The 21305-nt window shown below is 48.8% G+C and carries 19 protein-coding genes; 18 read left to right on the plus strand and 1 reads right to left on the minus strand.

The annotated features are described in order from the left end of the window. Positions 1–31: 31 nt before the first annotated feature. The 3 genes from NWE92_05885 to NWE92_05895 are packed head-to-tail and all read left to right on the plus strand — an operon-like array spanning position 32 to position 3045. Positions 32–1201, plus strand: a complete 1170-nt coding sequence (locus NWE92_05885; GenBank protein MCW4029160.1) for a glycosyltransferase — start codon at positions 32–34, stop codon at positions 1199–1201. A gap of 9 nt (positions 1202–1210) precedes the next feature. After that, positions 1211–2134, plus strand: coding sequence for a glycosyltransferase (locus NWE92_05890; GenBank protein ID MCW4029161.1), 924 nt, complete (start codon positions 1211–1213; stop codon positions 2132–2134). Continuing rightward, positions 2131–3045 (plus strand): glycosyltransferase, encoded by a 915-nt coding sequence (locus NWE92_05895; protein MCW4029162.1) that lies wholly within the window; start codon positions 2131–2133, stop codon positions 3043–3045. The genes NWE92_05890 and NWE92_05895 overlap by 4 nt, the downstream gene beginning before the upstream one ends. A gap of 29 nt (positions 3046–3074) precedes the next feature. Here the strand turns inward: NWE92_05895 and NWE92_05900 are convergent, their stop codons facing one another. Then, the gene (locus NWE92_05900; protein MCW4029163.1) at positions 3075–4694 is read right to left on the minus strand and encodes a glycoside hydrolase family 5 protein; all 1620 of its coding nucleotides are present in this window, start codon (positions 4692–4694) and stop codon (positions 3075–3077) included. Between the two features lie 255 nt (positions 4695–4949). Here NWE92_05900 and NWE92_05905 point away from each other — a divergent pair, with 255 nt between their 5' ends. The 15 genes from NWE92_05905 (at position 4950) to NWE92_05975 (ending at position 21229) form a co-directional block, all read left to right on the plus strand. Then, on the plus strand, positions 4950–5834 hold the full coding sequence (locus NWE92_05905; protein MCW4029164.1) for a class I SAM-dependent methyltransferase: 885 nt from the start codon (positions 4950–4952) through the stop codon (positions 5832–5834). A 22-nt stretch (positions 5835–5856) separates the two neighbouring features. Then, complete coding sequence (locus NWE92_05910) at positions 5857–6966, plus strand: glycosyltransferase (GenBank protein ID MCW4029165.1); 1110 nt, start codon at positions 5857–5859, stop codon at positions 6964–6966. Positions 6967–7218: 252 nt separating this feature from the next. Then, complete coding sequence (locus tag NWE92_05915; GenBank protein MCW4029166.1) at positions 7219–7638, plus strand: acyltransferase; 420 nt, start codon at positions 7219–7221, stop codon at positions 7636–7638. Positions 7639–7652: 14 nt separating this feature from the next. Then, the gene (locus tag NWE92_05920) at positions 7653–8837 is read left to right on the plus strand and encodes a glycosyltransferase family 4 protein (protein ID MCW4029167.1); all 1185 of its coding nucleotides are present in this window, start codon (positions 7653–7655) and stop codon (positions 8835–8837) included. 9 nt (positions 8838–8846) lie between these two features. Beyond that, a complete protein-coding gene (locus NWE92_05925; GenBank protein MCW4029168.1) occupies positions 8847–10949 on the plus strand; it encodes a DUF2206 domain-containing protein in 2103 nt (700 codons plus the stop codon). A gap of 98 nt (positions 10950–11047) precedes the next feature. Further along, positions 11048–11692 (plus strand): DUF1919 domain-containing protein, encoded by a 645-nt coding sequence (locus NWE92_05930; GenBank protein ID MCW4029169.1) that lies wholly within the window; start codon positions 11048–11050, stop codon positions 11690–11692. Then, positions 11693–12754: a glycosyltransferase gene (locus tag NWE92_05935; GenBank protein ID MCW4029170.1), complete on the plus strand. Its 1062-nt coding sequence runs from the start codon at positions 11693–11695 to the stop codon at positions 12752–12754. 10 nt (positions 12755–12764) lie between these two features. Continuing rightward, a complete protein-coding gene (locus NWE92_05940; protein ID MCW4029171.1) occupies positions 12765–13832 on the plus strand; it encodes a glycosyltransferase family 2 protein in 1068 nt (355 codons plus the stop codon). A gap of 21 nt (positions 13833–13853) precedes the next feature. After that, positions 13854–14297 (plus strand): FdtA/QdtA family cupin domain-containing protein, encoded by a 444-nt coding sequence (locus NWE92_05945; GenBank protein MCW4029172.1) that lies wholly within the window; start codon positions 13854–13856, stop codon positions 14295–14297. Beyond that, a complete protein-coding gene (locus NWE92_05950) occupies positions 14278–14973 on the plus strand; it encodes an acetyltransferase (protein MCW4029173.1) in 696 nt (231 codons plus the stop codon). The genes NWE92_05945 and NWE92_05950 overlap by 20 nt, the downstream gene beginning before the upstream one ends. After that, positions 14970–15944, plus strand: a complete 975-nt coding sequence (locus NWE92_05955) for a GNAT family N-acetyltransferase (GenBank protein MCW4029174.1) — start codon at positions 14970–14972, stop codon at positions 15942–15944. The genes NWE92_05950 and NWE92_05955 overlap by 4 nt, the downstream gene beginning before the upstream one ends. Positions 15945–15957: 13 nt before the next feature. Continuing rightward, positions 15958–17583, plus strand: coding sequence for a glycosyltransferase (locus tag NWE92_05960; protein MCW4029175.1), 1626 nt, complete (start codon positions 15958–15960; stop codon positions 17581–17583). Between the two features lie 71 nt (positions 17584–17654). Then, positions 17655–18509 (plus strand): DUF362 domain-containing protein, encoded by an 855-nt coding sequence (locus tag NWE92_05965; GenBank protein MCW4029176.1) that lies wholly within the window; start codon positions 17655–17657, stop codon positions 18507–18509. An 11-nt stretch (positions 18510–18520) separates the two neighbouring features. Further along, complete coding sequence (locus tag NWE92_05970) at positions 18521–19504, plus strand: Gfo/Idh/MocA family oxidoreductase (GenBank protein MCW4029177.1); 984 nt, start codon at positions 18521–18523, stop codon at positions 19502–19504. Positions 19505–19525: 21 nt separating this feature from the next. After that, a complete protein-coding gene (locus tag NWE92_05975) occupies positions 19526–21229 on the plus strand; it encodes an oligosaccharide flippase family protein (protein MCW4029178.1) in 1704 nt (567 codons plus the stop codon). The last annotated feature ends 76 nt before the right edge of the window (positions 21230–21305 follow it).

Here is a 21305-nt window from a genome sequence, read left to right on the forward strand (position 1 = left end):
CATATTTTTTTGTGTGTTTGAGGTTTTTTTGTTGGTTATTCTTCTTGCAGTTTGGATAATTGTGGGGCTACTGTTTTTCGGTGTTCCCGGTAGCTACTTTCTGTACATGAAGAAACGCTCCGTCGCATCTTGGAACCTGAACATAAACGCTGACTATGTGCCCTCAACTGCCGTTTTAATTCCTGTGTTTAATGAAGAAAAAATTATTCGGCTAAAACTTGAGAACCTCGCCAAAGTCACCTATCCCAAAGATAAAATGGAAATAATCATAGTCAACGACTGCTCAAGCGACGGCACCCTAAGCGAAGTTAACCGCTACATCGCGGCTAATCCCCTGCCTAAAATCACGGTTTTTGACAGCAAAGTTCACCTTGGCAAAACCGCATGCTTAAACAAAGCCCTCAAAACCGTAACCGCCGAAGTGGTGATTCTCTCGGACGCTGACTGCTTTTGGCCTCATGACATACTAAACAAAGCCCTCACTTACCTCTCCGATCCCAACGTTGGCGCTATCACTGGCAGGGAGTTTTTGCTTAACCCCACAGCCACATGGGTAACGTTGGGCGAACAATTCTATGACCAAAACATCCAAGCGATAAGAATCGGCGAATCCAAAGTGCACTCTACCCTCTTCTTTCAGGGCGGGTTTGCAGCATTCAAACGCAGCATCCTCGAAGAATTTAACCATGCGACCGATGACTCAGGAACTGCGCTGGATATTATCCAGAAAAACCAACGTGCACTCCTCATACCTGACACGGGGTTTTTCACGCTTAGCCCCACTGTTTATCGAAACAAAATCTCCATAAAAATTCGCCGCGCAAGCCATCTCCAGAAACTCTGTGCAAGATGCCTGAAGCTGTTTTTGCAGGGTAAGTTAGCGTTTCCCAAACGCATTGCGCTTCCAGAGATTTATCTTCACATTTTTAGTCCACTGTTTTTGGTTGCGTTTCTTATTTTGTCGGTTGCAGTTATGGTTATGTATCCATCGCTTGGGGGCATCTTGATTTTGGGTGTTGCTGTGTTGCTGGTTGTTAAGAAGACCCGTACAACCGCGTTAGAGTTGCTTCAGAATAATTTGATTTTGTTGACGGCGCTTACCTCTTTTATTCTGAATCGGAAGTTTAGGGCTTGGAGACCAATTGAGGAGTCACGGTTTGGGTTAAATGAGCAGTTGCTGAGGGAGCAAAAACTGATTTGAGGCGCTCAGTTGCAGTCGATTACAGTTACAGTGGGGTTATGCGTCAAAAACGCCTCAACCCTCATAAAAAAAGCGCTAAACAGCCTCATAGCCCAAACCTTTCCGCCACAAGAGTTGGAGGTTATCCTGGTTGATGGTAACAGTAGCGACGACACCCTTACAATCGCCCAAAAAATGTTGAAGACCACCGCGTTTAGGGTTCGGATGCTTAAGGAAAACAGCGGCCTCGGGTTTGCCCGCCAAATAGTTGTAGAGCAAGCCCGCGGCAAATACATCGTTTGGCTTGACGCTGATATGACGCTGCCCAGAGATTACGTCGCCAACCAAGTTCACTATATGGAAACCCACTCCAATGTTGCCATCGCAGCGGGCAGATACAACGTCCACATCGGATACGGTTTTGTCGCAGACATGGAAAATATCGTGTACGCCGTGGACTCCCTGTATGGGCAACAGACGAATTCAAAGCTGGGATATTTGCCTGGTGCAGAGGGCGCGATTTATCGGGTGGAGGCCGTGCGTGGCGTCGGAGGCTTTGACACTGCCATCAATGGAGCCGCAGAAGACACTGAAGTGGCGTTCCGAGTTCGAGCCAGCGGATGGGAACTGGCAACAACTGAAGAAAAATTCACTGAATCCACGCGGATGTCATGGCTTTCGCTCTGGAATCAATATGTCTGGTATGGACGTGGAGCCCACTACATCTTTCACAAGGATCCCGACTCAGTGATTGTTTGGAAGTTGACGCCGCTGGGCGGTTTCATGGCTGGAATTTTGCGGTGCCCCTGGGCGTATCTAATGACGCATAAAAAGTCTTTTTTTCTTTTACCAGTGCATTATACGTATAAGCGGTTTGCGTGGCTTTTTGGGTTCTGTGGCGCGCACCTCAACGGGTATGGACATAATCCTGAGAAGTTAGCTGATCAACCATGACGTTCCAGGTCACCGTCGGCATCTGCGTACGAAACGGTGAAGCTATGCTAACCAACGCCGTGGAAAGTATCCTTGACCAAACCTTCACAGCCGAGCAAGTTCAGATTATATTTGTCGATGACGGCAGCCAAGATCAAACCCCCAAAATCATCCAAAAATACGCCCAAGCCTTGGGAGACCGCGTTAAAGCGATTAAGACGCCAAAGATGGGACTGGGGCACGCCCGAAACCTTATACTCAAAGAAGCCAACAGCAAATACGTCCTCTTCGTGGACGCAGACGAAATCCTCACCGCAAACTACATCCAAACCCAACTCGCGGTGCTTGACGAAAACCGCGACGTCGCAATAACCGCAGGCATCTTCAAAACGGTCCCAGGCAACCTCATGCTAAACCTCGAAGTTGCCCCCTACATTGTAAACCAAAAAATCTACGGCAAACCCAAACCACTCCTACTAAAAAACGATAAACTCATAGGCACAGGCGGCACCTGCTTCCGTACTGAGGCGCTTCAGCAAGTTCACGGTTTCGATGAATCAATCCGTGGCGCAGGCGAAGACACCGACCTTATTTTACGTATATTAAGTGCAGGCTGGAAAATTAAGCCCAACACCGCGGAACTATACGAGTTTCATGGCGGCTTATCTAAACCCCGTGACCTCCTCAAAAAATACTACTGGTATGGTTACGGTTCCCAGAAGAGTTATCTGCAGACTCGTGGCGCGTTTAGTTTGGCTGGTATGTCGCCGATGGCGGGGTTTTTTTCGGGACTGTTTTATTCTTTTGTGGCGTATCGGTTTTTGCGGCAGAAACAGGTGTTTTTGTTGCCCCTGCATTTTGGGTTAAAATTGACTGCGTGGACTTTTGGGTTTATGAATGGGCAGCTTCATGCTGGAAAAAATGAGTTTTAAAAAACAAAAAGGGGATGGGTTGCTGCTCATTAGCAGCCGTGGAACCACATGTGGTAGTGGTGCCAGTAGAAGCGCATGAACCAGAATCTGTGGTAGTAGTGTTGGTATGGTTGGTTGTTGCCGTTAGAGTCTGAGGTTGGTGGTTGGGTTGGTTGGTCAGTTTGGGTTTGGTTATCAGGGGTTGGTGTTGGGGTGGTTGTTGGTTCAGGTGTCGGGGTGGGTGTAGCGGTTGGTTCAGTTGTTGGAGTAGCTGTGGGTGTTGGAGTCTCAGTGGGTGTAGGCGTCTGAGTTGGGGTTGGTGTCGCGGTAGGTGTCGGTGTTACAGTAACGGTTGGACCGTTGTATGCGTTGATGTAGGCTTGACCCATTGTGTTGGGTGTGTAACCTACGCCAGTGGAGAGTAAAGATTCGCCTGAGTAGACGCCGCCTAAGCCTGCGTCGCTGAGCCAGTAGTATGCGCCTGCGCCTATGCCTAAGTCGCGTTGTGCTAAGACGAGGTTTTGCCACCAAGTGTAGTCGGCCTGATAGTTGCTTGATGCTACTAAGCAGGAGCCTTCTTCGTTGATGACAAGTGGAGCAACAACGCCCATGCCGTCAATGCCAGTTTGTATCTGTGTTTTGAGTGTGTTGTAGTCGGTTGCCCAGTATGCTGTTAAGTCGCTTGGTGCGTGATAGTAGAAGTGTGTGGTGTAGACGAGGTTTGTTGGGTTGATTGCGTCGTCGATTTGGTTTGCCCAGCCAAGAGTTGAGCCGTAGCCGTTTGGCATCCAGCCCATGTGCCATTGCATCATGATGATGTTTGTTGAACCTGTACCACGGATTGCATTGTACATAGTCTGAAGGTAGGTCATGTATGCTGCTGGAATTGCGTCAACGTCACTGCCTAATTGTGGTTCGTTCCATGCTTCAAAGATTGCGTTGGGATAGTCTTTGAGTGTGGTTGCCATGTCGCTCCAGAACCATGCCCAGAAGGCTTGTTCGTTGCCTGCGTAGCCTGCGTTGTTGAGGAAGCTTTGACCTGCGCTGTCCCAGCCCAACATTGGCAGACCTTGGGCACCAGCCATGTTTGGTGATGCATAAGTGTCTCCGCCGAATGACCCAGCGTATGGAGTAAGCTGGTAGGGGACGATGTCGACATAGATGCCGTATTTGCCTGCTTCTTCGCAGAGCGTTTGGAGGTAGGCGCGGGTGCTGATAGCTGTGGTTTTTGATGAGTAGCTGCCGTCTTCTTGTGCGGGGACAATGTTATCTTGGTAATACCAGCTGGGTAGGATAAAGACGCGAATCATGTTTATGTGCCATTCTGACTGCATTGCTGCGAAGGTTGCGTCCATCGTGGAGGTTGGGCTATAGTTCCATTGGACAGCCCAACTGTCACTGCTGCTAGGGTCCCAAAGGATTAGGTCTGGGGCGAATCCTGCGAGGCCTACGCCGCGAAGGTAAACGACGTTTCCGTTGGCGTCAAGGATCTGTGATCCTGACGTGTGGAGCGCCATGGATGCTGAGACTGTAGCGTTGGTTTCGGGTACGGTTGCGATTGCTGAAATCATGCTTATGACAAAGATTGCTGTGAGACAGGCGACGAGTGGCTTGGAGAGCTTTTTGGCGCTAAGGATATGCAGAGTATTGCGTATTTTTGTTGTTTTCATTTTTCTCTCTTCCTGAATTTCGAAAAACAGGGTACGCTGGATCTATTTTATAGGTTTTTGAAAAATCCATTAACGCGTCTTGCAAACTTTAACAGCGGGCATGCAAAGCAGAATTAACAAGAATTGTTAAGGTAAATTGGTAAATGTCTTCAGCCGCTTAACAAAATGCTACATAACCCCTGAGTGGCATTTGGCGTTTTTGAGCGCTTGCAAGCATGTTTGAATTAAATTAAAAATTTTAGGAAAAATGCACGTATGACAACGGAAACAGGCGTTTTAGGACGAATCGGGCCCTTCCTAAACTACAAATTCAAAAATCAATTTTTTTGGAACCACTACTACAACCAAATCGAACATGCCAAAATTAAAGAACGCGTAAACTGTACACCTCAGATAGCCGCAGAAATCACCTGTTCTCTCAAACAGAACCAAATCAGAATAAAACCCTACGTCATCGACGTAGAGGATTACCGCCACTACCTCAACCAAGCAAACTACAGCCAATACATCCACTACTACAAAGCGGGCAAAGCACCCAACTTCCCTGAGAAATCCCTCGAACACTACATAGCCGCCAAACTCCTTAACCTCAACCAAGGTGACGTCTACGTGGATATAGCCAACGGCGAATCCCCCACCCCAGAAATCTACCGCAGCATCTACGGCTGTGATTCCTACCGCCAAGACCTCATATACCCAGATGGGCTGCATGGCAAAACCATCGGTGGAGATGCCTGCAACCTCCCCACAGCAGATGGCTTCTTCTCAAAAATCGGTATGCACTGTTCCTTTGAACACTTTGAACACGACGCTGACATTCGGTTCATAAAAGAAGCCAACCGAGTTCTACGCAGCCACGGTCGCCTCTGCATCGTGCCCCTCTACTTGTTTAGAGAATACGCGATTCAAACTAACCCCGTTTGTATCCCAAAGGGCTTTGACTTTGAAATGGAAGCACGACTCTTCTGCGTTAGGCAGTGGCAAGTTTATCACTCCCGATTCTATGATGTGCCTCGCCTGCTTGAGCGGGTACAAAGCAACCTAGGCAACTTAGACCTGACCATCTATGAGGTTGCCAACGCCAAAGACGTTGACCCCTCCTGTTATGTACAGTTTGCTGCGGTTCTAGAAAAAAAATAGCGACGCGGGAGTAGGAGCACTTGTGAAGGTCGGCGTTTTTTGTCCCACCCTGAACGTTTACGGCGGCGGCGAATTTGTTGCAGTAGCCCTCGCCAACGCCTTAGCCCAAAACAACCACGAGGTAATAATCTTCGCGAACCAAGCCGTGGACTCAAAAGCAATCAAACACTACTTCGGCGAAACTCTCTGTGCAAAAATCCAAGCCATAGTGCAACCCACGTACTTCAACCCCCGAGAACTCGCCGACTTCTACCAAACTATCATCCACTCCTACATTGCCAAATCCAAATGCAACCTTTTCCTCGACGCCTTCTCCAACTGCGTTTTCCCCTGGACCGACATCAGCTACATCCACTACCCCTACCTAAACCAACACGCCTTCACCAAAAAATTTCCCTACCTCACCAATCCCCGCATCATGCAAGCCGGCACCGTTCCCCATGTGGTCCTCGAAAAAAACCTTGTCAAATATGATTCGCGTCTGGTGTTAGCAAACAGCTACTACACCGCCCAAGAAATTCAGCAATACTCAGAGAAAACCGTCGAGGTGCTCTATCCCCCGTTTTCATCCGCCATATCCAAGATCGGCAAAGACGCCGACAAGAACCCGGAGGAGAAGCTTGTGGTGACGGTTTCACGCTTAGAATACAACAAACAGCTTGAACGCATACCCTACATCGCAGCCCAAACAAACCCCGACATCCAGTTCGCCATAGTCGGGCGCCTCTACCATAAAGAAACCCTCCAAAACCTGCAAATCTTAACCCGCAAGCTGAACTTAGAAGACCGCGTCCACTTTTACCCCAACGCCTCCGCCGAACAAAAAATCAGCCTACTCAAACAGGCGAAGGTGTATTTGCATCCTATGGAAGGCGAACATTTCGGTATCTCAATTGTGGAGGCTATGGCGTTGGGTTGTTTGCCGATTGTGCATAATTCGGGCGGCATGAAAGAATTCGTTCCCCCACAGTACCGCTATGAGAGCATCCGAGAAGCTGCAGAAAAAATCAACTGTGCCATGGCGGTTTGGATGGCGCGGGATGCGGAGGATATGAAGCGAATCGCGGATCAGTTTTCGCTGGAGAATTTCTCTCGGCGGTTTATGGCTCTTTTTAACCGATACTTCGATTAGGGGCGATGCAGCGTGACTAACTGGCAGACCTTAATAGAGAACCACATCGGTTTACGCACAATCCTCAAAAGTACCCAAACATATTTTCGGGGAAACGCAGGCGCCAACCACCGCTGGTTAGGCACTTTGCTTATCGATGGTAAAACCAAGGTTTTGCTTCAGAAGAACGCGCAAATCGTCAATAGAGGCTCGCTTTTGATGGGGCTGCCAAGCGCGTTTTTTCACCCATCCACTCATCCCAGCATGCTCATCATGGGTCCCAACAGTAAACTTGTACTCAACGGAGCCGTCAACGTCGCCCAAGGCGCATCCATCATCGTGCTAGGCGGCGCCACCCTTGAATTCGGAGACGGCGTATTTGTCAACTGCGACACGTCGATTCTGTGTGGAAAAAACATCAAAATCGGCGACCACACCGAGCTCTCATGGGGCGTTGAAGTCTGCGATACCGACCACCATCGCATCATCCGCGAGGGTTCCTCCGAGTCGGCGCCGATTGAGATTGGGCGAGGCGTATTGGTGGGTCGCCGCAGCATGATTATGAAGGGCGTAACCGTTGGGGACGGCGCCGTGGTTGCTGCGGGTGCCGTTGTCACGCGGGATGTTCCAGCGGCGTCTTTGGCGGCCGGTGTCCCTGCGCGGGTAATCAAGCAAAATATCCAGTGGCAATAGCGGTTGGTTTTCTGATGAATGTTTGTCATGTGTGGGATCGGTTCTGGCCCATAGACATCGGCGGCTTAGAACGCTACATTCTATGGTTAACCAGCTACCTTGCTAAAACCCAAGCCATCAACTTTTCCCTCATAACAGGGCGAACAAAATTTCTGCTCATAACCAAAAACATCAAAAAATACGAGGACGCAGGCTTCCTCAAAGTTTACCGCCTTGGTCCAACCCCCGTCGACGTCGTTAACGGCGCCTGCATTTACACGTTTGGTTCCAGCCCGGAACTTGTGGACCGCATGAAGTTCGCCAGCCTTTACCGCGAAGCAGCCCAGCAGAAGGGCGCCCGCTCGGCTGATGTTTTCCATATTCATGGCGTATGGAAAGACCTCGAATACATCAACCTTGGCATTTTCCTGAGTCGGCGTTTTCATAAACCGTTGGTTATGACGTTGCATGGCGGCTTTGTGGGTGACCCCAAAGATGGGGGTATGCCGCTTAAGGACCCTGTCATTAGAAATATTCTTGAACATGATGTGGCGGCGATTACTACGTATTCTAAAGAAATTCTGGGTACTCTGCAGGAGTTGGGCCTAGGCAAAAAAAGCTACTTCATCACCAACTTTGTCGATTCCCCTCACTTCCAAAACCCCGCCGAAACCGCGCCCCGAGACCCCACAATAATCTATGTAGGCAGATTAGAACCCGTGCAGACCCCCGAGATAGTAATCAAAGCATTCAAACAAGCCCACAGTCAATATCCCAACGCAAAACTCATCATGGTAGGCTATGGAAGACTCTTTGAGCATCTCCAGAATTTGATACGGCAACTAAACTTGGAAGGCGCCGTAGCCATGGTGGGCAAACAAACCGATGTGCGACCCTTTCTGTGGCGGAGTGATGTTTTTGTCGCTACCAATTTTGGCTATATCGCCTCATTGGAAGCCATGTCGGCTGGGCTTGCGGTGATAGCACCGAATTTTGGCATCTTAAAAGAAACCATAAACCACGGCTTTAACGGGCTACTCGTCGAGGAGCACGACGTTGACCAGCTTGCAGCGGCTTTAATCCGCTTAATCCATGATGAACCCTTCAGACGGACACTTTCGCATAACGCGTTTGAATCCGTCAAAAACTATGACATCCGCGTGATAGCTCCCAAGATGGCGGAAGTATATCAATCCGTATCTAAAAATAATCATCTGTAGGCGTAAAGCATGACGCAACAAAACAGTTTTTCTGGTCAGTTTCTAGCCATAGTGGTAGTTCTGCAGGTCATAATGTATGTAGCCCTGTTCCTAAACTTCACCATAGTCCGAGCAGTCATAGGACTATTCTACTTGACATTCATTCCCGGCTTAATCTTCATCAAGCTACTCAAATTTAACTTCGAAACCAGCGAACTCATCGTTTACGCTGCAGGATTCAGCCTCGCCTTTCTAATGGTGACAGCTCTGGTGCTTAACGGGTTTGGCCCACTGGTGGGAATCACTTTTCCTCTCGCAGCTTTGCCTCTTTCTTTGGTGGTTAACACTGTGATTTTAGGCGCCGCCGCCATAGCCTACATAAGAAGCACCAACAAAAAAACAGAAACGACACCAAAACCGCTGGGTTTCCACCCCTCCTACGTTATTTTAACGCTCATACCTGTGTTAAGTGTTATCGGCGCCTACTTCGTCAACACCACTGGCGACAACTTCTACTTAATGCTAACAATCATATCCATCGCCGTCGTCTTCATAGTGGGCGTCTTCTACAAAGATTCACCCAAAGTGTACCCCTACGCCATCTTCATGATAGCATTGGCACTCCTGTTTCAAACCACATTTATCACCAACTACCTCCTATCCTACGGAGGCGACTCGCCTTCAGAATTCTTCGTGTTCCGCACCACCCAAATAAACTCAGTCTGGGACCCAATCTTTCAAGTTCCCACCGACCTAGGCATGGGCAGATATAACGCCATGCTAAGCGTCACCATCCTCCCCACCGTCTACTCAAACATGCTGGGAATTGACGCCACATGGGTCTTCAAACTCGTCTTCCCTCTGCTATTCGCTTTAGTTCCCATAGCCGCATACCTGCTCTGGCAACCCTACATTGGCAAAAAACTCGCATTTTTAGCAGCCTTTCTCTTCATGGCACAAAACACTTTCTTCACTGAAATGACTGCCCTCAACCGCCAAATGATTGGCGAACTATTCCTTATCCTACTTCTTATGGTTCTGCTCAACAAAACCATCAACCGTAGCACACGGTTTTTGAGCTTCGGCATCTTCGGATTCGCCCTTATAGTTTCCCACTATGCCCTCGCGGAAATCTTTTTGATATTAATTTTCGTTGCCTGGGCTATTTCCGTGGTTTATCTAAAGCGTCCTAGCCTTAACTTGCAGTTTAGCATGGTGCTCTTCTTCTCGGTCGCAATGTTAGGCTGGTACATCTACACGTCGGAGGCTGTGGTTTTTGATAGCTTCATGACATTTGGCACATCTGTGCTCAGCCAACTAGGGGGCTTCTTTGACCCTGCCAGCCGCGGTACAATGGTGCTAACGGGACTGGGGCTAGCTGAGTCACCTTCATTCCTTAATACCATCAGCCGCATGTTCGCCTATCTAACGGAGCTCTTCATAGCGTTGGGCCTTTTGGTGCTTCTGCTAAACAAGACAAAGTTCCGATTTGATCGCGACTTCACCGTTTTCAGCATTGTGGCAATCATCTTTCTGGTGGCGTTAACGGTTGTACCAGGTTTAGCAAACACACTTAACATGACTCGGTTCTATCATATTCTGCTGATTTTTTTGGCGCCGTTTTGCATCGTCGGCATATGGACACTCGCAAATTACATGGCTAAGCATCAAAGAACCGTCGTGTTTTCGTTGCTGGTTGTGGTGATTTTAGTACCGTACTTCCTGTTCCAAACCAGCTTTGCGTACGAGGCTGCAGGCGCTGAAAACTGGAACGTTGCGTTAAGCCTAAGCACCATGGACCCCGTTAAGTTGCATGGTATTCTTGGGTTTATTGACAGCTACAGCGCCAATAGCGCTAAGTGGGTTTCAAGTAACGCGCCCTTCAATCGTACTATGGCTTCGGATGGAGAAATCTACACGTCTCTAACCGCGTATGGGCATGTCTACAGAGGCGGAGTGGAAACCCTAAGTAACACTACAGTGCTCGCCCCCGGCGAAATGGCGTATCTGAGTTATCTCAGCATTAACTATGAGAATCAAGTCTGGAACGGCTCCCTAGTGGCCCCACTGAACCAAACTGACGTGGTCTACTCCAACGGTGGTAGCGTAATCTACTGTGCACCCCAAAAATAGTTGCAGTAAATTCTTTTTCCAGAAAAACGCGACCCCAAAGGAGGCAACCGCGAACGCTAAACCGTGACAGATTAGAAGAAACACTAAAATGGAGACTCATCGACCCCCTATTTGCGGGGTTTGAGCGTGCCAAACTCAAAAACAAGGATTTCTCCATCATCGGCAACAACTGCGTCATCGGTGGCATGTACCACAAATTCGGCTTAAACTTCACGTCCCCCACGGTTTGGTCATTTTTTTATCCCCAAGACTACATGCGTTTCCTTGAAAACCTCGACTGGTACCTAAAACAAAAAATGCAATTCACAAAAACATCAAAGCATCCCACAGCGTCAAAACTCAAAGAACTAGTGCACCGCGATTACCCCATCGGCGTTTTAGGGGGCGACGTAGAAATCCACTTTCTCCACTACGTCACTGAAGCTGAGGCAGCCGAGAAATGGAGCCGACGCGCCAAACGGGTAAACTTTAGCAATCTCTTTGTGGTGTTCTCAGACGCAGAAGAGGGCTTTAGTGAACAGTTGCTGGAGCGATATGAGAATTTACCATTTGAGAACAAGGTGTTCTTTTCTTCTAAACCCCGCCCTGGCTGCAAATCCGCCGTTTTCATTGAAGAGTATGCTCAGCGGCAGGGCGTTTTGGATTCAACGCGGAACCGAAAATACGAGAAATACCTTGATTTAGTGAAGTGGCTAAACGGCGAAGAAAATTACCGTAAAAATGAACGGAACCGTGGAAGCTGAATGAATTGTGCATACGGAAACTGCTGGGTAACAATTGTTATTCCAACCTTCAAACGTGCAGATATACTGCCGTATCTGCTTGCAGCTCTGGAGCGGCAGACCTACCGTAGTTTTGACGTAGTTGTGGTAGTTAAGCCATCAGGAGACGGAACCGAAGCTGTACTTACCGCTGCAAAAGAATACCTCAAACTGAAAATGGTTACGCAATCCAGCGGGCATATCGTGGATGGCTACTTTTTAGGCGTCAAAGAATCCACTGGCGACATCGTGGCGTTCCTTGACGATGATGCTATTCCCGCGGATGATTGGCTTGAAGAAACCGTGAAAATCTTTTGCGGCAGCGACGTCTCCGCGGTCACTGGCGACTCCTTTCCCGTACTGCTCCAACCGAATGGGCTGCAAATCATCCAAGAAACCGAATTACCCACCGTCATGTCACCATACGAATTCGCCTGGTTTGGTCCCCCAATAAAGGGATTAGAAGACTACAAAAATGCAGTAGCAGTCTCAGGAATAGTCTATGAACGCGGCAACAACGCTTACTGGCGCAAACATGGCTGCATCAAAGCGTTGCTTCGGGGTCCCTCGATGGCGATTTCAGGTGAGGTGCTACGGGGCATCGCTTTGCGGGGCGAGTGGATTTTGGGCTGCGCATGGGAAATGGTTTTAGGCTGGCACATCTGGAAACGCGGGTACAAGCTCATTTTTAGCCCCGACGTCAAAGTCTATCATATCGTGCATGGTCGAACCAGCAGCCGCGACTACCTTAGCCCCCGTACGGATCTGCTTTGGGCGGTGGAGGCGGAACTGCTCTTTTATCGGCTATATGGCGAGGAGCCTCAGCTCTCTGTGCATCACAAGTTCCGAGCCGACATCTTTCGGGTTCTTCACAGTTTAAAGTACCTAAAAACAAACCCAGCGTATAATCTACGCAAAATCGAGGGCTTAGTATTCGCTAACTTAATCGGTGCAAAATGGTTGCTGTACAAGAAACTCGGCGTTGCCTACTCGCCGATAGCTGACTTAAATCGGTTTAAACCCAAAAAAACCCAAAAACGGTAAGTGCTTTTTTTTGCAAGACGAGTATCCATTGGTTTCCATTGTGATTCTTAATTATAATGGAAATGGCTGCATCAAAGACTGCCTGCAATCGGTGTTAGCTACGCGTTACCCCAACTTTGAGGTGGTGCTTGTGGACAATGCGTCTAAGGACGGCAGCTTAGAAGCTGCTGAGACCGCTTTTGGCAACAATCCTTTGGTGCAGTTTGTGAAGAATCCGGTGAATGTAGGGTTTAGCGGCGGCAACAACATCGGCTACGCACACTCTCACGGCGCCTACATTGTTTTCTTAAATAACGACACTGTCGTGGACCCTGAATGGCTCACCCCTTTGGTGGATGCAATGCGAAATGACGCCTCTATTGGTCTCGCACAAAGTCTAATCCTAAATATCGATGGCCAAACCGTGCAGACCGCGGGGTGGCTCTATAGCGATTACCTCATAGAGAAGTACCAGCTTGCAAAAGATCAACCTGCTGCTCAACATTTTTTGCCTATCTTTGAGATCTCCTTTGTCTGCGGCGCCTCAATGATGATACGACGATCCATCGCGGAGGAGATGGGTCTTTTTGATGTATCGATGCCCTTCTTCTATGATGATACTTTGCTTTCGCTTAAGACTTGGTTGGCGCAGAAAAGAGTTGTCACGGTTTCAGCTAGCAAAATCCGCCACATCGGCGGAGCAACCAACGTCTGGAAAATTCGCTTCACCACCTATCACCTCAGAAAATCCAACCTCACCCTGCTCCTCGACATTTACCCCAAACTCCGCGACTTCGCCAGTGCCCTGTTAATCAACCTGCTTTACTTGTCAAGTAGTACCGTGTTTATGCTAAAAGACGGCAACGTAGCTGCTGTGTTAGGAAACTTTGATGCGCTGAAGTGGGGCTTGGCGCATTTTAGGTTTCTTTGGCGCAACCGCGTGAATCATCAGTCTCGGGCGAAGATTTCGGCGCAGGCGCTAAAAGACAGTTTTGTGCGGATTCGGATTCCTGTGCCCTTCTATTTCTTGCCCTCCAAGCTTAGCAGTCGCCACTTGGCGGCGGCAGTGACACGGCACGAAAACGCCGTAATATGTTAACTTTTTCTGGTGAATGATGAAATGCAGCAGTTGGAAGTATGCAGTGCACTGGATAAGTGCAAAATCGTGAATTTCCCCAAAATCACCGATTACCGCGGCAACCTCTCCTTCATAGAAGAAAACAACCAAATCCCGTTTGAAATCAAACGCGTCTATTACCTCTACGATGTTCCAAGCGGCGCCACAAGAGGCGGACACGCCCACAAAGAACTCCAACAAGTTATCATAGCCCTCAGCGGCAGCTTCACCGTTATCCTTGACGACGGGTTTAGACGCCGCAGATTCTTCCTCAACCGACCCCACTACGGTCTCTACATTCCTCCGCTGATTTGGCGTGAGCTCAAAAACTTCTCTTCCAACTCAGTTGCGCTCTCGCTTGTTTCGGAAGTTTACAAGGAATCCGATTACATGCGGGATTATGCAGTTTTTAAGAAGATGGCGCACAATGGCTGGCAAATGTCCTAAACAGAAACTAGTAATCATAGGCGACGGCGAAACCGCAGAGTTAGCCCATAACTACTTCGCAGCCGACACCGACTTTGAGGTAGTGGGGTTCAGCGTGGAGGGTGCCTATCTAAAGAAGCAAACACTGCTTGGGTTACCTGTGGTGCCTCTTGAATCCGTCCAAGACGTCTTTTGCCCCCAAACCCACCGCGCCTTTGTAGCAGTCTCATTTACCCAGCTTAACAGGCTTCGACGCCGGCTCCTAAACATTGTAAAAGCCAAAGGCTACCCAATCTGCAGCTACATCAGCCCCAAAGCCTACATTGGCACACAAACCGAAATTGGAGAAAACAGCTTCATACTCGAAGGTGCAATCATACAGCGGGGTGCCAAACTCGGCGATAACGTGACTATTTGGAGTGGCAGCTTTATTGGTCACCGCTCAACGGTTGCTGCGGATTGTTTTGTAGGGGCGCATGTGGCGGTTTCTGGTTTTTGCACTGTGGGGGCAGGCTGTTTTTTGGGGGTAAACTCCTGTTTGGCGGCGAGCGTAAAAATCGCAGAGAACTGCGTGATTGGTGCAGGGGCTGTTGTGATTTCTGATACTGAGGCAGCCAAAGTTTACGTGGGCAACCCCGCAAAATCGCTGTCTAACCGAAGCGTCGAAGATTTCATTTCGGGAGAAGAAGCCATTTGACTCTTGAACAGCCGCAGCATTGTAAAGCAGGCAAAACTGTCTGGGTAGCCCAGTACCAGCCTAAGGACAGCGAGGACTGGAACAGGTTTGTCGCAGCCTCCAAAAACGGCGTGTTTCTCTTCAACCGTAACTACATGGACTACCACGCTGACCGATTCAAAGACCATTCATTGCTGTTTTTTAGGGGCAGTAAACTGGTTGCGTTGATGCCTGCGAACTTGCTGGGGGATGTGCTGCAGAGTCATGGCGGCTTAACGTTTGGCGGGGTAATCTCAGGGTTTGAAATGACACAAGAGCTAATGCTGCAAGTCTTCGATGCGCTCAGGGCGCACTGCAGAGACCAAGGCATAGCTGAAGTGACGTATAAGGTGGTTCCCTACATTTACCATTCTGCCCCCGCAGACGAAGACCTCTACGCGCTATTTCGCAACGATGCCACGCTGGTTGCCCGCCAGGTATCTTCAGCAATTCCTTATCCTCAGCCCCGCGCGTTTGATCACAGCCGCCAAGATAACCTCAGAAAAGCCCGCAGAAACGGCTTGGTTGTGGAGCAAAGCACTGATTTTGAGGGATTCATGCAAATAGCCAATGAAACGCTGGTATCTCGTCACGGCGTTAGACCTGTGCACTCTGTAGCGGAAATTAAGCTATTGAGCAGTCGTTTTCCTGAAAGCATCAGATTATTTGGCTCCTTTAAGGACAATGCTATGTTGGCGGGGGTAGTCATGTATGAAAGTACAAACGTTGCCCACATGCAGTACGCCGCGAACTCCAAGGAAGGCTGGAACATCGGGGCACAAGACATAATCGAAGATTACCTCATCAACAGTCATTACAAGAACAAGAGATTCTTTGATTTTGGTATCTCTACCGAGCAGGCGGGGCAACTGCTAAACACTGGGTTAATTGGTCGAAAAGAAAAGTTTGGTGCAAGCGCCGTAATGTATGACGTTTACCGCATGACGCCCTAAGGAGGCGTATTGTATGTTTGAAGCAGACCGACAGCTTCAAGAAAGCCAAAAAATATTTCAAGAAACCGTTGAACGCGCCGAAAACGCGTTTAGAAACGGCGATTTGAAAGCGGTTTTGGCCTGGGCAAAAATAGCCGCGCATTTCGCGTTTGTTCGGCACCCAGGGTTCTATGTGAGTGCGGAACTGGAGAGTTTGTTGCTTGAAGTAGCGCAGGTTCTAGAAAGGGAACCCATCGATATTGATTCGCCCATAGCTCGTGGTTTAAAAACCAAAGACTACGGAAAAATGCGGTTTCTTTTCGTCGTTACAGAGAGTTACAATAGCGGCGGTCACACCCCCTTTATTGCCCGCTGGATACAAAACACCTCCGACAACTCTATTCACAGCTTAGTATCTACCGCCCACAACGGCGATTTACCTGACATATTAACTGACGCCATAACCAAATCTGGCGGATGGCATTATACCCTCCCTGAGTTAACCCCGAATCTGCCTGAACAGACCTATCTGCTGCGTGCCTTCGCCCGTGACTGGGCCGATGTTGTTGTGCTTTTTGTTCACCCCTTTGACCCCTTGCCCACCGCAGCGTTTGGCATAACCGATTGCCCCCCCGTCATGTACTGCAACCACGCCGACCACGCGTTCTGGGTAGGCAGTAGCGTAGCCGATGTAATTGTAGACTATCACACTCAAGGCAGCATCCTAAGCGCGAAGCGACGAGGACGCTCAAACAACAAACTCTTACCCATACCACTAATAAAACCAGAACCTGCACAAAGCGGCTTCGTTTTGCGCAACACCCTAAACATAAGCAACAACGACACAGTCTTGTTGACTGTTGGGCGAGACGAAAAGTTTCTGCCATTCGGAAAAATCAACTTCCTTGAGGTCATGGTGGACACACTCAAACGCTATCCAAACGTGCGCCTTTTTGCGGTGGGTCCTGAACCCCGTGGCGTTTGGAAACAGGCTTCCGCAATGGTTGAAGGACGCATTCAAGCGTTAGGAACTGTAGATCGCGACTTTTTAGACTTATTTTATGGGGCGGCAGATTTGTTTGTACCAAGTTTTCCCTGTGGAAGCGGAACTGCACTCTTAGAAGCAGGAATGCACGGGTTACCGATTATTGGGTATGATTATGCACCTTTGCCTCATATCAGCGGCGCCGACGACGTATCCTTTAGAGATGCACCTGTACATACACAGTCGATTGGAGAATTCAAAGACATCTTAGAAAACGCGCTCAACAACTTGGCTGCATATCAAGTCAAAGCCCAAGTGGTTCAGGAGAATATTTTGCGTGACCATTGCCCGCCCGGATGGAACAAATACCTCGATGATGTGCTGCAGGCGTTGCCTTCTCAGCATGGCATCCAAACACCCCAACCCATCCCCGCCCAAAGTGAGTACGCCGACCATTACTTGGCATATTTAGATTCGCAGATGATGGGTGACGAGTTACCTGAACTTTCCTTTAGTCGCCTTGTCCGCGCCTACGCGGTTCACTTGTCCCGTTCTGAGGCTAGAAATGCGCAAGCCAAAAGTTTGCTGCGGGCTTTTGGGCAAGTTGATGGGACACGGCAGTCAAAGCAGTATTTGATGGGTTGCATGGAGTTTGTAACTTCCACCCTTAAGTAGAAAATTTTTTGGAGAGGTTAATTTTGAGTTTGGTTAGTTTAGTTAAAATTTCTAAAGATGCCCCTTTTCCGATGAAGCAGTCGATCTCTGAGGCCCTAAACTGCATAAACTATCATTTAGACAAGAAAATCAGAAAAGTAGTCATTAAGCCTAACCTCTGCTATTACTGGGACAGTAGCACAGGACAAACCACCGAACCCCAATTTGTAGCCGAACTCATTGATTATTTGCGTGAAGAAATCAACCCCGATATAGACATAGCCATCGTTGAATCCGATGCGTCAGCGATGCGTTGCAAGTACGCTTTTCGCATGCTCGGCTACGAGGACATCGCTGCAGCAGAGAATGTTCGCCTTGTTAACTTGTCCGAAGATGAATATGACAGCGTAGATGTACCCTGCGACGGGAACGTCTACAACTTTAAAGTACCCAAAACCATAAGCGACGCCGACATTCGCATAAACATCGCTCACATCAAATACACGGTTAGCCCCATCAAACTGACCTGCGCACTCAAAAACATCTTCGGCTGCAACCCCGACCCCAAGAAATTCAAGTACCACATTGACCTCGGACACGTCATCGTGGCATTAAACAAAGCCATGAAATTTGACCTCCACATAATCGACAACAACATCGCTGCAGGCATAGCTCCAAGGCGTATGGGACTGGTTATGGCGAGTCAAGACCCCGTTGCTCTTGACAATGTTGCGGCTAAAATTGCGTGGCTCAACCCCGACAAAATCCCCTATTTCCAGCTTGCAGAGCAGGAGGGTCTTGGAAAACGTGACTACGTCACCTGCGGCGAACCGTTGAGTACGTTTAAGGCGATTTATCCTAAACCGAACTATTCAATGAAGAGTAAAGATAACGCGCTCAAAATTTTGGTTGGCGTTGGATTGGGGAAACGGTTGGGACTCGAGTAGGAGGCAATAGAATGGATTCTGTAAGGTTAGGCATTGTGGGGTTAGGTTTCATCGGGCAACTCCACATGCGACATGCCTTGATGGCTCCAAACGCTAAGGTAGTGGCAGTCGCGGACACCTCTACGGTTGCTTTGAAGCGCGCCAAAGCCGCAGGCATAGAGAAAACCTACACCGACTATAGCGAAATGTTCCAAGACCCAACCATCGACGCCGTCGTAGTTTCCTTGCCGACGCATCTACATCTTGGATGCGTAGTTAAGGCGGCAGAAGCAAAAAAGCACATTTTCCTCGAAAAACCCATCGCAACTACCATCTGGGAAGGCAAAGAAATCCTCGATGCCGCCGAACAAAACCATGTCAAGTTGATGATGGGGTATCCGATGCGGTTTAACCGGCACTTTAAGCAGGTCAAATCAGACCTCGACGACGGCTTGCTGGGCGAAGTAGAGAATGCGCATGCCACCTATGTGAGTTCAGGTCCCTTCTTTCACCGTGCTGATGGGCATTCTCCGGTGCCTGTTCCTGACTGGTGGTTTAACCTGCAGTTGACGGGCGGCGGGGTTTTGATGGATTTGGGTTGTCATCTGTTTAATTTGCTGAGATGGTGGTTCGGCGAAATCCTCGACGTTAAGGCACAGTTTGGGCATCGGTTACGTATGGATTTTGAAGACTCCGCCATGTGTCTGGCGCGGTTTGAGTCGGGTTCGATTGCCGTAGTGAATGTGGGTTGGTTTTCGCAGGAGTATCTTTTACGGCTCGACTTGTTAGGCAGCGTTAGGAATGTTTCGGTTTCGCATGCACCATCTTCTGGGGCATCGAATATTTATCAAATGCTAACCAAGGGGATAACCGCGTTTAATCAGCCGCATTTTGATGAACTCCAATACTTCATAAACTGTATAGCCAAAGATGAGTTTCCCTCTCCGTCGGGTCTGGATGGGTTGCGTGATTTAGAAGCCATCCTCAAGGCGTATAATAACCAAATAATCCTCTAAAACAGGCTGCAGGGTTTTTTTATGGATAAGGCATTAGAGCTCGGCAAATCTTCTGCGCTGGGAAGCTTTCACCTCCTAATAGGAGTGGTAGGCGGCACTGTCATACTCGCCGTAGGCACCCTGATACTGGCTACGTTGCTGTCCCCCGAAGGCGTCGGACTCTACGGCATGGCTCTTATACCATTCACCATGATTAGCTTCTTCCGAGACTGGGGCATAAACAACGCCCTAATCCAAAAAATCGCCAGCCTAAAAGCCCAAGGCAAAACTGAAGAAATCCACGACGTCATCGTCTCAGGTATAGTTTTTGAAATTATCACTGGCGCCGCGCTTGCGTTGGTCTGCTTTGGTTTGGCTTGGCCCCTTGCGTATATCCTGAGCCCAGCCGACGTGTCCGAGTTAAGCGTCTACATTGAGTTGTCAGCGTTGGCTGTGTTTACGGGTGCGCTTATTTCAGCGGCAGGCGGCATCTTTGTCGGGTTTGAACGCATGAAACTCAACAGTTTCGCCCAAATCTTCCAAGCAGTCATAAAAACCGCGTTGGGTCCGTTGCTGATTATTTTGGGGTTTGGAGTGTTTGGCGCGGTATTTGCCGCTGTTGTCTCTTTGGTTGCCACGGGAATAGTCTGCATATTGCTTGTGTATTTCTATCTGTTTAGACCTCTCAAGAAGAGTAAGGTTGGCAGATGTGACATCAAAAAAACCCTCAAACCCATGATTAGCTTCGGTCTTCCCCTAACCGTCTCCAACGTCGTGATAGGTGTGTTGCCGCAGTTTTTCACCTTTGTGATGGCGGCGTATGCGGGCACTTGGATGATGGGTAACTATTTTGCAGGAACCTACTTCGCCGTGATTTTGACGTTTGTGTCCTTTCCCATCCAAACCGTCCTGTTCCCGATGTTCTCTAAAGTTAACCCCGATACCGAACCCAAACTCGTCAAAACCGTTTTCGCATCCTCAATCAAATACACCGCCCTACTCCTTGTACCCGCCACCATGCTCTTAATCACCCTAGCTGAACCACTGGTTAACACTCTTTTTCCCGCTGAAGGCATTCTCCAATCCCTCTTTGTCGCCAACGCCGCCCCCAAATACCCCTACGCACCCATATTTTTGATCCTCTCAATTCTTGTGGACCTGTTGGTTTTAATTGGCAACATCAGCTTGGTAGTTTTCCAAAGTGGCGTCGGGCAAACCCGACAAGTCATGAAACAAAGTATTCTGTCATTGGCGGTTGGGTTGCCGCTTGCCTACGGTTTAGTTGCCTACTTTGCAGAGGTAGGCGGTCCAGCTCTTGCGGTGGTAGGCGGCATAATCGGCGCTATGATTGCAAATTTTCCAGGTATGTTTTGGGGGCTCTCGTGGATATGGCGAAAATACGGCGTAAAAGCGGATTTTGTTTCCTCCGCAAAAATATTTTTGGCATCTTTGATTGCCTCAGGAGCAACTTACCTCCTCATAACCGTGCTAAGCATAGCCTACTGGGTTATCTCGCTGATCGTTGGTGCGGTTGTGTTTTTGTTGGTGTTCTTGACAACGGCTCCAGTCATAGGGGCTGTCAACCAAATGGACATCGACAATTTCCGAACAATGTTTTCAGGCTTAGGCATAATCGCAAAACCCATAAACCTAACTTTAGGCTTCATGCGACGCATGTGCAAACCCATAAAGCCACAACCACACCCAACCGAACAGTTGCCAAAAAATCAAACCGACTTGACATAAGCCTTAAAGCGAACGGTTGCCTAAGTCAATATCAAGGAAATTCTCGTTTTTTAAGTGTTAAAGGTGGATTTTTTTT

The organism is Candidatus Bathyarchaeota archaeon (genome assembly GCA_026014745.1).
Taxonomy (GTDB): Archaea; Thermoproteota; Bathyarchaeia; order Bathyarchaeales; family Bathycorpusculaceae; genus Bathycorpusculum.